This window comes from Comamonas piscis, from assembly GCF_014109725.1.
Taxonomy (GTDB): Bacteria; Pseudomonadota; Gammaproteobacteria; order Burkholderiales; family Burkholderiaceae_C; genus Comamonas; species Comamonas piscis.
Genome location: NZ_CP058554.1, coordinates 547,498 through 561,392 on the forward strand (window position 1 = coordinate 547,498; position 13,895 = coordinate 561,392).

11 protein-coding genes and 2 pseudogenes are annotated in these 13,895 nt (G+C 60.4%); 6 read left to right on the top strand and 7 right to left on the bottom strand.

Features of this window, described 5'->3' with window-relative positions:
* Positions 1–24: 24 nt before the first annotated feature.
* Positions 25–1,197, bottom strand: coding sequence for an NADH:flavin oxidoreductase/NADH oxidase (locus HS961_RS02535; RefSeq protein WP_182326232.1), 1,173 nt, complete (start codon positions 1,195–1,197; stop codon positions 25–27).
* Positions 1,198–1,534: 337 nt separating this feature from the next.
* Here HS961_RS02535 and HS961_RS02540 point away from each other — a divergent pair.
* Positions 1,535–1,807: pseudogene (locus HS961_RS02540) on the top strand (LysR substrate-binding domain-containing protein); the annotation flags it as partial.
* Positions 1,808–2,144: 337 nt separating this feature from the next.
* On the opposite strand, the gene HS961_RS02545 reads toward HS961_RS02540, so the two are convergent.
* The 4 genes and pseudogenes from HS961_RS02545 to HS961_RS02560 all read right to left on the bottom strand — a co-directional run.
* On the bottom strand, positions 2,145–3,524 hold the full coding sequence (locus HS961_RS02545) for an MBL fold metallo-hydrolase (protein ID WP_202883137.1): 1,380 nt from the start codon (positions 3,522–3,524) through the stop codon (positions 2,145–2,147).
* Positions 3,521–5,389 carry a hypothetical protein gene (locus HS961_RS02550; RefSeq protein WP_202883138.1) on the bottom strand — a complete coding sequence of 623 codons (1,869 nt, stop codon included), beginning with the start codon at positions 5,387–5,389 and terminating at the stop codon, positions 3,521–3,523. Before HS961_RS02550 ends, HS961_RS02545 begins: the two co-directional genes overlap by 4 nt.
* Before the next feature lie 61 nt (positions 5,390–5,450).
* Positions 5,451–6,482: a patatin-like phospholipase family protein gene (locus tag HS961_RS02555; protein ID WP_182326233.1), complete on the bottom strand. Its 1,032-nt coding sequence runs from the start codon at positions 6,480–6,482 to the stop codon at positions 5,451–5,453.
* A 253-nt stretch (positions 6,483–6,735) separates the two neighbouring features.
* Positions 6,736–6,867, bottom strand: a pseudogene (locus HS961_RS02560) (IS3 family transposase); the annotation flags it as partial.
* A gap of 200 nt (positions 6,868–7,067) precedes the next feature.
* Between HS961_RS02560 and HS961_RS02565 the strand changes: the two are divergent.
* The 4 genes from HS961_RS02565 to HS961_RS02580 all read left to right on the top strand — a co-directional run bounded on the left by HS961_RS02565 (position 7,068) and on the right by HS961_RS02580 (position 11,204).
* Complete coding sequence (locus tag HS961_RS02565; RefSeq protein ID WP_182326234.1) at positions 7,068–7,607, top strand: cysteine hydrolase family protein; 540 nt, start codon at positions 7,068–7,070, stop codon at positions 7,605–7,607.
* 250 nt (positions 7,608–7,857) lie between these two features.
* Positions 7,858–8,814 carry a sulfurtransferase gene (locus tag HS961_RS02570; RefSeq protein WP_182326235.1) on the top strand — a complete coding sequence of 319 codons (957 nt, stop codon included), beginning with the start codon at positions 7,858–7,860 and terminating at the stop codon, positions 8,812–8,814.
* Positions 8,815–8,906: 92 nt separating this feature from the next.
* Positions 8,907–10,187 carry a YeeE/YedE family protein gene (locus HS961_RS02575; RefSeq protein ID WP_182326236.1) on the top strand — a complete coding sequence of 427 codons (1,281 nt, stop codon included), beginning with the start codon at positions 8,907–8,909 and terminating at the stop codon, positions 10,185–10,187.
* Between the two features lie 153 nt (positions 10,188–10,340).
* Positions 10,341–11,204: a methylglyoxal synthase gene (locus tag HS961_RS02580; protein WP_182326237.1), complete on the top strand. Its 864-nt coding sequence runs from the start codon at positions 10,341–10,343 to the stop codon at positions 11,202–11,204.
* Between the two features lie 15 nt (positions 11,205–11,219).
* Here the strand turns inward: HS961_RS02580 and HS961_RS02585 are convergent, their stop codons facing one another.
* Together HS961_RS02585 and HS961_RS02590 are read right to left on the bottom strand one after the other, a co-directional pair.
* Positions 11,220–11,654 carry a VOC family protein gene (locus HS961_RS02585; RefSeq protein ID WP_182326238.1) on the bottom strand — a complete coding sequence of 145 codons (435 nt, stop codon included), beginning with the start codon at positions 11,652–11,654 and terminating at the stop codon, positions 11,220–11,222.
* 63 nt (positions 11,655–11,717) lie between these two features.
* A complete protein-coding gene (locus tag HS961_RS02590) occupies positions 11,718–12,197 on the bottom strand; it encodes a hypothetical protein (RefSeq protein WP_182326239.1) in 480 nt (159 codons plus the stop codon).
* 292 nt (positions 12,198–12,489) lie between these two features.
* Between HS961_RS02590 and HS961_RS02595 the strand changes: the two genes are divergently transcribed.
* Entirely contained in the window at positions 12,490–13,851 is a 1,362-nt protein-coding gene (locus HS961_RS02595) for an aspartate aminotransferase family protein (RefSeq protein WP_182326240.1), read from the top strand.
* Positions 13,852–13,895: the final 44 nt, after the last annotated feature.

Here is a 13,895-nt window from a genome sequence, read left to right on the forward strand (position 1 = left end):
TATCAAGGGTTGTGTGAGTGGCTCTTAGCGCACGCCTACGGCTGCGCCACGGAACAGTTTGCTGAACTCACGCGGCTGGCTGCGCCAGTACTGGCGTGGTGCATCCACCTGCGCGCCCAGGCTTGCGGCCGCATGCCAGGGCCAGCGCGGGTCGTACAAGGCGGCGCGGCCAATGGCCACAGCATCGGCTTGGCCCGAGGCCACAATGTGCTCGGCCTGCGCAGGCTCGGTCACCAAGCCGACGGCCATCGTGGTCAGGCCGGTGGCCTGTTTGATCGCCTCGGCAAAGCCGACCTGGTAGCCCGGCTGCACGGGGATCTGCTGGGCGGTCGACAGCCCGCCCGAGGACACATGGATGGCGCTGCAACCCAGCGCCTTCAGCCCCTGGGCCAGCGCGATCGAGCCATCGATATCCCAGCCGCCCGGCGCCCAATCCGATGCCGAGATACGCACCCACACCGGCTTGGCCGCAGGCACGGCAGCGCGCACGGCGGCAAACACCTCCAGCGGGTAGCGCAGGCGGTTCTCCAGGCTGCCGCCGTAGGCGTCGCTGCGGGTGTTGGATAGGGGAGAGAGGAACTCATGCAGCAAATAGCCATGGGCCATATGGATCTCGATGCCATCGATGCCCAGCGCATCGGCCGCCTTGGCCGCAGCCACAAACGCATCCTTCACCTCTGCCAGCTCGGCGGGGGTCATCTCGGCCGGCGGTACCTCACCCGCCCCATGGGCAATCGCCGAAGGCGCCTGCGCCACCCAGCCCCGGGGCGCATCGGGCGCAATCTGCGCAGCGCCTTCCCAAGGCAGATGGCTGGATGCCTTGCGGCCCGCATGGGCCAGCTGAATGGCGACCGGAATGTCCGAGAGCTTGCGCAGCGACCCCATCAGCCGTGCCAGCGCCTGTTGGTTGTCAGCGGAATAAATACCCAGATCCGCATCAGTAATGCGCCCCACCGCCGACACCGCCGTGGCCTCCAGCACCAGCATGCCCGCGCCCGATACCGCCAGGCTGCCGTAGTGCATCAAATGCCAGTCATTGGCATTGCCCTCTTGCGCCGAGTACTGGCACATCGGCGCGATGACGATGCGGTTGGGGAGGGTGAGCTGGGACAGAGTGAGGGGCTGGAACAGCTGCGAGGGGGTGGGGTTGCTGGCGGCGGAAGGCGTGGCTAGCGATGGGTCGGTGGTTCTTTGCATGGGTGGAGGTCCGATTGGTTGTGCGCTGTGGAGGGTGATGGTTCCGGCGGCAGGCGAGCCGCAGGGTGGCTTCATCGGCAGCTTGCTGGAACGGGGTACAGCGTATTCCTATATTCCGACCTGGGTGCTGTGGGGGATAGCTAAGGGTTGACCCGTTGGGGACATGGGCGTCGGCAAGCCGCGCGACTCCAGCCTGGTCGCCTCCGCGCTGGGCAGTAAACGCCGCATGCTCTGCGCCCCCCGCTACTTGGCCAAACATCCCGCGCCGCGCGTCCTGAGCGACCTGGCCTAGCACCAGTGCAATACCACCACCGAGCTACGACCCTGGACCTTCCAAACCGGCCAGCAGGAACGCACCCTGCGCGTAGCTGGCCGCCTCACCGTCAACAGCTTCAAAGGCATCCACGACGCCTGCATGGCCGGCGCTGGCATTGCGCTGCTGTCGATCTGGTACATGGCGGAGTACCTGCAATCGGGCCGCTTGGTCGCCATAGCGCTGGAGGATGCGCAGCCCAAGGAGCTGGCGGTGTGGGCGGTGTACCTATTTTTCGCAACACATCAACGCGCACAAACAGATTTCCAAATGCGATCGCGGCTTCAAAGATGGTGACCTCGTTACGCTGCATGAGCTCAGCAGTCTTAGCCAGAGCAGCGTTGTGGTCGAGGTCGTCAACACGGACGCCACCTGGATGGACTAGACACGCCAATTCGCCCACCTGGTAGCCGCCCTCGGCCAAAGCAGCCAGAAAGCTGTCCTCAAGTGATCGATCAAGATAGCCCTTTTTGCCCGTGTAGTAGAGCTTCCTGGGGCACTCTGCAGCCAGCTTGAAGCGAGACTTAGTGAGGTACCTGATAGATTGGTTCATAACAGAATGAAAGTGTTCAAACAATGGAGTTGCTGGGTCCTGGCATCCCTAATCTTGGGCTTATAGGCCTTAACTTTCTACTCAGAAATCGATTCGGACGTGTGTGTAAAGTTCATTGACCGGCATCTCTTGCGTGGAGTGAAAATGAGTGTCGTGTTTCAGCTCATCCACTAGCGTTTTCCTTGGAACTTCTGTTCGTTTCTCTTCGCAGCCGTGCTTGCCTGCCATCGTCGATAGAACGGAGGTCATGCGTTCCTTTTTAGAGGAATTTCCGCGCTTGTTGAAGCCGTTCCAAAGTGACTTGGGCGTGGCATTTAGGCTCCCGTGATGCCCGACCTTATAGAGGTCAACTTCTGCCAGCATCTCCGCAATCCCGGGTTGTTCAAGTGCATATGACCAGTTTTCGATCTGCGCATCACCGGGAAACAGCAACCGCTTTCCTCCAACTTCGAAAAGCAAGATGAGACTGGTGTTGTTCATCGCCTTGTCCAGCATGGTGACAATACCGAGGAGTTGACTTCCACGAGCATCTGAAATGTGCTTCGCCGCCCAGCGTGCCTCTCGTGGCAACTTTCCCTTTTTGGCGAAGACATAGCTCTCATCAAATGGCACACGCGAGTTGCCGTCGATTGAGTTTGCTGTCGACACTCTACGAGCATGGAAATGCCAAAACTCATCGTTGTCCGTCGCGCGCTGCTTTTTGATGGTCGCGCTTTGATCCACTGTGGGTGGTCCCAGCACGTGGGTAATTACACCGGGTAGCAAATCCTCTAAAGGATCATTCATGCCGAAATATGCGTAGGAGCTTTGTCCTGCTTTACCCATGGCCGCCAGGTTCTCAACTGCCGACAGGTTCTTAGTGTTGTCTCGCCCCAAAAAATCAAGTCGTTCAGCCAAGCCGCTTGGTAGCCCTCTTGGCATGTCAGTGGCTAACTTGACGACCTGCTCCGCCACAGTGTTCATGGCCTGAAGCGCGCTAAACGCCCGGGAGCTTCCAGAGGTGGCTTTCGTTTTTTTTGTGCGTGGTCCCGTCGCGTCAGTTGCCAATGTCAAATCTTCAGTCCAAGGCTGCAGCACAAGGCGCGGCTGAAGTGCGCGAATGATGTCTCCAGAGCCATTACCGTTGGATTTCGTGGCGAACCCGCTAATGTGGTCGGCATGCCTGTGTGTGGCAACCACAGCATCCAGTTGCGCTCCCCGACATTTCTCCCTGATGTCTTCTGCAACTCTCTGCATTAGCTTTCCACTTTCCGCCTCTGGCGCTCCAGTGGTACCGAAATCAATGAGCACATGCCGCTTATCTGAGTCGCCATCCCCATACACAAACTGCAACAGAAAGCAGTCGCCAAACCCTACTTGGTAGGCGAACAAATTGAGATGAGTCGGGCTCATGGCAGACTTCGTCACAACATGAGGCTTTGCGCTCGCGCCTACCTTCGCACGCGCCTTGTTCGTACTCATGTCGAGCCTCCCAAATGGCCTTTAGTCGGGAGAGATACAGCTTGAGCGCGTTTGGCTCGCGGACTGGACGAACTTCTCGGTCGTTTGCCTATGTCGTCGCACGAGGCGCAGTGCGCTCGCATACGATGTAGATTGGCAAAAGCGCTGCCGATCTCGGGATCCTCCGTGGGTTTACCGACCAGGTACTCAAGCCGCTTGCGCTGCCATTGACCATCGTTCATTTGCCGGGCGATGTGATACTTCAGCTGACCATATTGGTCAAACACAAGGGTGCCTGCGCCATAGACGGTCAGTGCCGTATTGGACTTCACACCTGGTGGTCGCGGATCCACGTTGCAAACCCCCTTGAGTTCCGCCCCGAATATGTTGGCGCGGCTGACATATTCGCAGATGGTCTCACGCAACAGGAAGCCTTCAGGACCGATGCGCAGGGTGGGGCGTACGGAGACTACTTGGGTGTAGGACCGCTCGTCGACGCCCAGTACGCCTCGGTTTTCCCAGATAAATCGGAATACTTCTTCTGGGTCGCGGAGCATGGATTCAAAGTTCGTCCTTCGGTACTGGATAGAGGCGTGTTGCGAGAAGCCAAGCCAACAGCCACTCGCGTCCGTTCTACTTGTAGGCGGCTCTATTCCGAAGGATCCAAATACTTCTAAGACAGTATCTCGATAGTGGTACCGCCTGTCATCCGGGGCAATTTCAGCATCCGCTGTGAGCAATGCAGCAAGGTAGTCCCCGAATTCCAAGTCCAAAGGCGGGCAATAGTCGAGGGCTCGAATCGACATGGTGAGAAGGTGGTCTGCCACCTTGGCCCCCTCGGCCGCAACCTCCACGAGGTTGTAGTAACCATCATCAAAGGTCCCAAGCTCCTGAATGCGGCGTAGCCAGATCTGAAGGAGCGTACGCATTAGGGCGGCGGCGAGGATTTCCCCTCGGGTATGCGGCTCTCGGAAATCTGGAGAGTCGAGCAAGTCGCGTGCCGGCTTGATTCGTACCGATCGACGCAAAGCATTCGCTCGCATCCCCCCCAGCGCTCGCCCAAACTCCTCCGCAAGTCCCATGAGGGCACCGTCGGTCAATGCGCTGGCAGTGAGAGCCCTTCGATGAATCAGAGATTTGCCCTTGCTCTTGATGGCGACGCGGTTGTTTCCTTTGTTGAACTGAGTCAAGGTCAATTCAACGATTTCCTTTAGCGAGAAGATCGACAACAACGCGACAACATCCGAGAAGCCCTCATGGAATGCAGCCTGATCCGGTCCGGAGAAATTCATGAAACCAGCTCGGAGTCCGTCCAACAAGGCGTGCGTAGTCTCGTGCACGACGATGTCGTGCGAAAGACTTGTAAAGACAAAAGGCCTCGAAGGTTCATGATCGGCTATGAAGTAGCCGAACATCAACGCGCGGTCTTCACGAGAGTAGAACGCGTTGGCATCTACAAAGGCGTGCGGGGCAACATGGAGCTGGTGACCGTCGAAACCCCAATGCACCCGCCGTCCCAGCGCGAATTCAAAACGCGCCAGAGTTCGCATCACCAACGCATAGACGTTTTGCCCGTGAAACGCCGGATTGCCGAGCAATTGGTCTTCCGCCTTTTTGCGGAGCTTGCTCCCCGGAGGCGGAAGCTGAGCCGCAAAAATATCCACAAGCCTGCCTTCCGTATCTTCTTCGTATGCGTGGGCCTTGTACAGCAAACCGGCTTCAGCATCGAAGTCAACAACCTTGACTCGGTATCCCGTGGGCCCGATTGCAAGTTGTTCTGCAGGAACATCTACAGTCGCAAATACTCGTTCTCCTGAGGGGCCCCTCACTCCAGGATCTTGGGCCAAAATTAAGAACGACTGCTTGCCTGGCTTGATCATCGTCACGGCTGGGCTCCTCTAGACTGCGCGACTTCATTAGGTCGCAATTCGACCTGGAAATATCGGATCAAACCGCTTCTAGCAGTTCGGGAGCGTATGAACGAAGGCGGGCTTCAACGAGCGCCCCTCCATGGCGTTGGAGAACAATCATTTCGTCCTTGTTCAACCGCTTCAGGTTTGTGCTGATCGAGGACGCAAAGGTGGCATCCCCCGGCTTGGCCTGCCCCTCGACGCTGTCGATAGAGAACCACAGTGGCTTTGGCCCCTTACCAGCCAAGTGCCGATGTTGCATGCGATCGAACTGAAGCCCTCTAACTTGCTCCATCAGAATGTCCAGAGCAGCTTTTAGGACCATGGAGCCAGCCTCTGTAGGCGCTGAGGTATTTGTGAACGGTTTTCCGCCGTCACTGGTGATCAGATAGTCGAGCTTGTTTCGTTCTACTCGCAGACCAGGATTGATACCTAGGTTGTCGTAGACACCCCCATCCGTGAGCGTTACGTAGCCCACTTGCTCTGCCGGAGGGTAGACGTCCGGATCCAACCGCAGAGGTCCGAAAACAGGAGGAAATGCGGACGATGCTGCAACGGCATTGCTGATTTTGAAGGTTCCTGCATCGACAACGCCAAGCTCATGCTCGCCCATTTCCGCTTTCGAAGCGCTCCCTCCACCTGCCACGAAGAAAAACATGTTACCCGTAGCAATGTTTGTGGCGTTTAAGTAGATCCTAGGTCCGTGTTGCAGGGTGGACAGCAACTCCTCACCGAAGAGATCTCTGTCGTAACTCTCAGCGAGCTTATCCAAGCGGGACTCAAACGGATCCAGGAAGCCCCCGATTACGGAGCCCACCGCAATTGACTTGGTTCTGAGGTACTCGTCAAGCTTGTCGAGTGCTGTATCAATACCACTGGACCAGTTGGCAGCAAGTGCTGCTCCCGCGATACTCCCGCCACTGACACAAGTCAGGAGGTCAATGCCTTGGAGAAGTTGCAGTGCATGAAGCTTACGCAACATGCCTAAATGAAATGCAGCAGCTCTAAATCCCCCGCCAGACAAAGCAATGCCAATGCGGCAATCTTTGCCGCCGATTTTCACTGTCATAACCCCTCCGATTCGACTTCCTGAATATGTCACGAAACTTTACAGCAGGGAGGGAGGTGCATGCAAGAAAATTATTACCTGAACACCATAGTCTTCGCCTTAGGGGGCAAAAGATGCGTAGTGCAAGTGATGTTTGTTATTACGGAATCCGCGCCTTGGGAACATTTCAGCGATTGTTGCTGGTCGTGGCGGTATCGCGAACGATCAGTCATCCCACATAGTAGTCGTCCTACCGTCAGGACAAGCAGCTGCCCAACCAGCCTTGCCAGGTCGAGACGTAGGCGAAATCGCTGACCAACAACTTGTTCGGTCGCTCGGCTCGGAACTGCCGATTGACCCGGTCCAACGGACATGGCGCCTTACTATCGCTAACGGTGGTACGAATTGCCGCGGTCTATCTAGACACTTTTGAACCAACGTCCGGAAACGGATACAACGGACCCTGGCAAGGCAAAGCCGAATGTCTCAGATCAGCCTTATGCGGACCTAGATATAAAGCGCCAAAACATGGCTGAGCCAACGGCCTAATGAACGCTCATATCCAACCCTGAAATCCTGCGTGTCCTCCTGCAACAGCACCCGCCAATGCCAGCCCTCCTCCTAATAGACATCCAACAATCCCTCTGCACCGGCCCCAACGCCGCCTGGGATTGCCCCGCCCTGATCGCCCGCATCAACCAGGTCACCGCTGCCGCGCGCCAGGCCAACACCCCCATCATCTGGGTACGCCACGCCGAGCCTGGCCTGGAAGCGGGCACGCCCGGATGGCAACTGGCCGATGGCCTGCAGGTGGATAGCGCCGACCTGACCCTGGACAAGACCACCGGCGATGCCTTCTGGAAGACCGACCTGCTGCCAATGCTGCAAAACCTGGGCGTGCAGGAGCTGGTGATTGGCGGCATGCACACGGAGTACTGCGTGGATGTGACCACGCGCGCGGCGCTGCGCCATGGCTACCCGGTGGTGCTGCTGGAGGATGCGCACACCACTTGCGGCAATGCCGCCGTCACGCCGCAGCAGGTGATTGCGCACCACAACATCACCCTCAGCAGCACCAGCAGCTTTGGGCCGCGTGCGCGGCTGCAGACGGCGCAGCAGTGGGCGGATTCGGTCAGCCAAGCTTGAGAAAACCCGGCTTGGCTGGGGTTAGCCCAAGGCGCTAGGGAGGCGTTCTAGCTCCCAAAGTGGAAGCAGCCCAGCCCCGTGCAGGCTGGCGCTGCACCGATGTAGTTCAGGCTTGTCCTCTGTCAAGCGCGCAGATCACATATGCATCTGCGCATTCCTCAGTTGGAGTAGCTGCTTGCAACATGCACAGTGCAAGCAGGCCCTGCCGTGATGGCAGCCTTTTCTCCCATGTACTGAAGGACGACACAGCATGACTATCCGCACAGCAGCGCCTTGGCGCGTTTTGATTGCCGGCACCATCGCGGCAACCGTTTGGGGCGCAAGCCCTGCCTTTGCCAACACGCCGCAAGCAGTGCCTGCAGGCGCGCTGGTCAGCACCGAATGGCTGGCCGCCAACCTGCAGCGGCCGGATTTGCGGGTGATCGAGGTGAGCGTGAACCCGGGGCTGTATGAGCGGGCACATATCCCGGGGGCGGTCAATTTCTCCTGGCACAACGACCTCAATGACAAGGTGCGCCGCGACATTGTCAGCAAAGAGGCGTTTGAGCAACTGCTGTCCAAGGGAGGGGTGAGCGACAAAACCACCGTGGTGCTCTACGGCGACACCAACAACTGGTTTGCGGCCTGGGGCGCCTGGGTGTTTGATGTGTATGGCGTCAAGAACGTGAAGCTGCTTGATGGTGGGCGCAAGAAGTGGGAGGCCGAAAACCGCACGCTGAACAACCGCTCGCCGGACTACGCTGCCACCACCTACCGCGTGGGCCAGGTCAATACCGATTTGCGGGCCCGCCTGGGCGATGCGCTGGCGGCGGTAGAGGGTAAGGGCGCCACGCAGCTGGTGGATATCCGCTCGGCCGATGAGTACCAGGGCAAGGTGTTTGCACCTGCCGGCGTGCCCGAGCTGGCCGTGCGTGCCGGCCATATCCCGGGTGCGGTGAATGTGCCCTGGGGCAAGGCGGTCAATGAAGACGGCACCTTCAAATCGCGGGCCGATCTGCAAAAGCTCTATGCCGATGTCGGCATTGATGGCAGCAAGCCCATCATCACCTACTGCCGCATTGGCGAGCGCAGCAGCCACACTTGGTTTGCGCTCAGCAAGATCCTGGGCTACCAGGTGAAGAACTATGACGGCTCCTGGACGGAATACGGCAACAGCGTGGGTGTGCCGATCAACAACCCGGCCGGCACGATCTGGGCTGCCAAGTAAGCCCAATCCTGAATGTATTGAATGTCTCCGCATGGGCCTTGGTCCTGTGTTCACTGCCCGCCTAGCGCGGGCATTTTTTTGGATGGATGGCCATGACTGATTCCAGCTTGGGTTTGGGAGGCGCGGGCGCCGCTGCAGGGCAGCGCCCGGCTGGGGCCATCAGCGCCTATTGGCAGCCGGTGGCAGCGGCGGTATTGCTGCTGGCGCTGTGGCCATTGCAGCAGGCCCTGCTGCAGCGCGATGGCGGGCGCACCCTGGTGTTTGCGCTGGCGATTGGGCTGGCGCTGGGTGTGGTGCTGCAGCGCTCGCGCTTTTGCTTTTACTGCCATGCGCGCGATTGGCTGCAGCGCGATGACCCGCGTGGGATTTTGGCGATCATCCTGGCGCTGGCCGTGGGGCTTGTGGGCATGACGGTGGTGCAAAGCAGCTGGCTGCCCAACCCGCAGGCGGGGCAGTTGCCGCCGGATATGCACATCGGCCCGGTCAGCTGGGTGCTGGTGCTGGCCGGTCTGGCTTTTGGGGCGGGCATGCTGGTGTCGGGCTCCTGCATCAGCGCCCATTGGTACCGGCTGGCAGAAGGCTCTGCCGCATCGCCGTTTGCACTGCTGGGCACGGCGCTGGGCTTTGCCTTGGGCTTCCAGACCTGGAACCCGCTCTACAGCCTGGCGGTGGCCGATGCGCCCGTCGTCTGGCTGCCGCAGCACCTGGGCTATGGGGGGGCGCTGCTGCTGCAACTGGGCGTGCTGGCGGCCTGGGCTGCCTGGGTGTGGCAGCGCCATGTGCAGCAGCGCCAGCGCAGTTTGCAGGTGCCTGCTGCGCCCATAGATCCCGAAAGGGCGGCCCCGCGCAGCCTGCCCGCGCTGTGGCGCAGCCTGTGGCAAGGGCGTTGGAACTATGCCTTGGGCGGCCTGCTGGTGGGCTTGATCTGCACGGCTGCCATTGTGCGCATGCGGCCGCTGGGCGTGACGGCCTTAATCGGCAGCCAGGTGCGCGGCGCGCTGCAAGGCCAGGGATGGGTGCCTGAGCGGCTCAATGGCCTGGATGGCTTTGCCGGCTGCGCCACCTTGCCGGCAGCCACCTGGGCCACGCCCAATGCGCTGGTGCTGCTGGGCCTGCTGGCTGGCGCGTTTATCGCCGCCTTTGCCAGCCGCCAGTTCCGCCCGCGCCTGCCCACCGGGTGCGATGCGGGCCGGGGTTTGCTCGGCGGCGTGCTGCTGGGCTGGGGCGCCATGACCGGTATTGGTTGCACCGTGGGCACCTTGCTGTCGGGCGGTATGGCGGGTGCGCTCAGCGGCTGGGTGTTTGGTGCGGCCATGCTGCTGGTGTTGTGGCTGGGGTTTCGGTGGCAGACCTGGTGGGGCAGCCGGGCTTGAGGGCTGATTCGCGGCGATGCAGCGGCTTGGCGTTGGTGACCAATCGCTATAGTTTTAGTAGCGTATTGGGCCAGCACGCCAGTCGGCTGTCATACCCACCGTTTGGTTTTGGCGCTATATTTCCAGTCGCTTGCCACACCCACGGGATCGACCATGCTTTTAGGCCTTGCCGCCAACCGTTTGCACCACCAGAACGAGGATGCTGCGCTGTTCAGCTTTTTGCGCGCCTGCGAGCAGGGGATTCGGGAGCTGAACATCGGGTTCCATGCGGTGGGCCGCACCTATGACGCGATTGCAGCGGCAGAAATGCTCAAGGGCCACAAGGGCCTGGTGCGCTACCCCTATGGCCGCGAAGGCGGCCTGATGAAGCTGGTGGCCGAGGTGGTGGGCATGCCGGGCGACAACCGCGTGCTTGATGGCGCCATCTACCTGATCGACCCGGTGGACCCGTCGTCGATCTTCCCCGAGGCGCTGGCCTTGAAGCGCCAGTGCGTGATCCACGGCAAGCCCTTTATCTCCACGGCAGCCAGCGCGCGCGACTGGGTGGAGATGGAACGCATCCACGCCGGGCTGGCGCCTGATCGCCAAGCCGACCGCCTGCACGACTATGGCAACCAGACCCTGGCGCTGATTGCCCACGATGCGATGAAGCCGGCGATGCTCGACTTTTGCGAGCGCAATTTTGCGTTGCTCTCACGCTACCGCCGCCGTGTAGGCACCGGCACCACGGGTCAAAAGCTCAACGAGCTGGCCTGGAGCAAGGGCTGGCCTGCTGACAAGCCCTGGGTGGACCGCTACAACAGCGGCCCGCTGGGGGGCGACGCGCAAATCGCCGATCTGGTGTTGGAACGCCGCTGCCAGCGCGCGATCTTCTTTGAAGACCCGCATGTGGCCCGCCAGCATGAGGCCGATATCCAGCTGCTGGAGCGGGCGGTGACGACCGTCACCCAAGAGGTGGTGTGCATGACATCGCCAGCGGTGGCCCAGCGCTGGTGCGATGCGGCGGTCAAGCGCTAAGTCGTACCTCGTCAGTCATCCGCCTGCCTGCACTTCGTTGGCCACCTCGATCAGGTTCTCGTCTGGATCGTAAAAGTACAGCGACTGCAGCGGAGCCCTTGCACCCGTTGCCCGCACCGGCCCTTGCACGATGGGCACCTGCTGGCGCTGCAGATGGGCGGCCACATCGGCCAGCGGCAGGCGGGTGCGAAAGCACAGGTCGGCTGAGCCGGGCGTGGCGTGCCGCACATTGGCATCCACCACATGGCCCACTTCATGCAGGTTGATTTTCTGCCCACCAAAGTGCAAAGCCCAGCGCCCGGGCTTGAACTCACGTGCCTCCATGCCCAGCACGCGCTGGTAGAAGGCGAGGGTCTGCGCAATGCTGGCGACGGTGAGCACCAGGTGGTCGAGGCCGTCAACCAGGGCGGGGGTGGCGGCGGTACCGGATGGGGCGGCGGCGTGAGGCATGGGCGTTACCGGAAGCTGCAAAGCGCCATTGTCGCAGCAGGTGCCAGCCCGGCGCTGTCGGTGTTATTGCATCGACAGCAGTGTCGCCTGCACATAGGTAATCTGCAGCTTGCCATCAAGCATGGCAAAGGTGGCGACCTCATCACTGACCGAGGTGACAGGCTGGCCTTGCAGCGCGGCGCTCTCGCGCACGGTGGCGTAGGCGGTGGCGGTCTTGCCGCCCCGCGCCATCTCTACACGGGTGTTGCTGCGCTCATGGCTGTGGCGGTTGCCAGCGGCGCTCCAGCTTGCGTTCAAGAGTTGCAGGTACTCACTTTTATTCAGGCGCATGGGCTCGGGCATATCGGCCTGGCGCATATCGATCACTACCTGGGCCTGGGGTGCCAGCCATTGGGCGACGGCAGCGCTGTCTTGCTGTTGCACTGCTTGTTCGACCTTGGCCATGGCCAGGTAGATGTCGCCTTCGTTGAGTTTGGAGGAGCAGCCTGTGAGGGAAGCCAGCAGAGCGCCAGCGGCGATGGGAGAGAGGAGGGAGGTTTTCATCATTGATCTATCAAAAGTACTGTTTCAATTGCTTTTATTTATTTAACGCCAGAGATTAATAAAAAATGCCTGTGCTGTCCAGCGCTCTCCCGCAACACCTTCGGCGGGGTGATGTACGGACCTCTTGGCGGAGCGCTCTTCCCAAGGCTGAACGAGGGGCAAAAAATGGGCTTGCTTTACTTGCAGAAATCAGCAAGTGAGCTTTGATATCTCATTCTTTGAATAAGCATCGCCGCGCCCCACAATGGCGAATCAACAGCGGTAGCCGCGATGCGGATTCAAGGAGCAGACCATGAGCTTTGTGCAGATTGACGACACCACCGGCAGCACCCAGCTGCGCACCGACGCAGCCTGGCTGGAGGCGCACTGGATGCCCTTTACCGGCAACCGCAACTTCAAGGCGCAACCGCGCATGATCGTCAGCGGCCAGGGCGCCTACTACACCGATGGCGACGGGCGCAAGATTTTTGACGGCCTCTCGGGCCTATGGTGCTCGGGCATTGGCCATGGCCGCAAGGAAGTGGCCGAGGCGATTGGCAAGGCGGCGCTGCAGCTGGATTACGCACCGGCTTTCCAGTTTGGCCACCCTGCCTCGTTCGCTCTGGCCAACAAGATCAAGGAACATACGCCCGCCGGTCTGGACCATGTGTTCTTCACCGGCTCGGGCTCGGAAGCAGCCGATACCTCACTGAAGATGGTGCGCGCCTACTGGCGCCTCAAGGGCCAAGCTGGCAAGACCGTGCTGGTGGGCCGTGAGAAGGGTTACCACGGCGTGAACTACGGCGGCATCTCGGTGGGCGGCATTGCCGGCAACCGCAAGATGTTTGGCCAAGGCATTGTGGCCGACCACCTGCCCCACACCCAGCCACCGGCCGGCACCTTCCAGAAGGGCATGTCCGATGAAGGCGGCCGCGCGCTGGCCGACAAGCTGCTCGATGTGATCACCTTGCACGACGCCAGCAATATTGCCGCGGTGATTGTGGAGCCGTTCTCGGGCTCGGCCGGTGTGGTGATTCCGCCCAAAGGCTACCTGGAACGCATCCGCGAGATCTGCACGCAAAACGGCATTCTGCTGATTTTTGATGAAGTCATCACCGGCTTTGGCCGCTGCGGTGCCTGGACCGGTGCCGAAGCCTTTGGCGTTGTGCCAGACATCATGAACTTTGCCAAGCAGGTCACCAATGGCGCCCAGCCGCTGGGTGGCTGCGTGGTGACCAAGGAAATCTACGACACCTTCATGGCCGCAGGCGGCCCCGAGTACATGCTGGAGTTTGCGCACGGCTACACCTACTCGGCCCACCCGGTCGCTTGCGCGGCAGGCTTGGCTGTTATGGACATTCTGGAAAAGGAAGACATGCCCGGCCGTGTGAAGGCGCTGGCGCCTTACTTTGAAAATGCTGTGCACAGCCTCAAGGGTGCCAAGCATGTGGCCGACATCCGCAACTACGGTCTGGCCGCCGGCTTTACGATTGCCGCGCTGCCCGGCGAGCCCGCCAAGCGCCCTTATGAGATCGCGATGAAGTGCTGGGAAAAAGGCTTCTACGTGCGCTATGGTGGCGACACCATCCAGCTGGCACCGCCGTTCATCAGCGAGAAGGCCGAGATCGACCGCCTGATCAACGCGCTGGGTGATGCGCTGGCTGAGACCAACTGACCTGCGTAAAAACCGCTTCGCATCTGGCGTCCCTTCGGGACGCC

Coding starts and splice junctions, on each gene's coding strand:
- HS961_RS02575 (WP_182326236.1), top strand. CDS start 8,907: ATGACTGATTCCAGCTTGGGTTTGGGAGGCGCGGGCGCCGCTGCAGGG.
- HS961_RS02580 (WP_182326237.1), top strand. CDS start 10,341: ATGCTTTTAGGCCTTGCCGCCAACCGTTTGCACCACCAGAACGAGGAT.
- HS961_RS02545 (WP_202883137.1), bottom strand. CDS start 3,524: ATGAGTACGAACAAGGCGCGTGCGAAGGTAGGCGCGAGCGCAAAGCCT.
- HS961_RS02555 (WP_182326233.1), bottom strand. CDS start 6,482: ATGACAGTGAAAATCGGCGGCAAAGATTGCCGCATTGGCATTGCTTTG.
- HS961_RS02565 (WP_182326234.1), top strand. CDS start 7,068: ATGCCAGCCCTCCTCCTAATAGACATCCAACAATCCCTCTGCACCGGC.
- HS961_RS02590 (WP_182326239.1), bottom strand. CDS start 12,197: ATGAAAACCTCCCTCCTCTCTCCCATCGCCGCTGGCGCTCTGCTGGCT.
- HS961_RS02535 (WP_182326232.1), bottom strand. CDS start 1,197: ATGCAAAGAACCACCGACCCATCGCTAGCCACGCCTTCCGCCGCCAGC.
- HS961_RS02570 (WP_182326235.1), top strand. CDS start 7,858: ATGACTATCCGCACAGCAGCGCCTTGGCGCGTTTTGATTGCCGGCACC.
- HS961_RS02585 (WP_182326238.1), bottom strand. CDS start 11,654: ATGCCTCACGCCGCCGCCCCATCCGGTACCGCCGCCACCCCCGCCCTG.
- HS961_RS02595 (WP_182326240.1), top strand. CDS start 12,490: ATGAGCTTTGTGCAGATTGACGACACCACCGGCAGCACCCAGCTGCGC.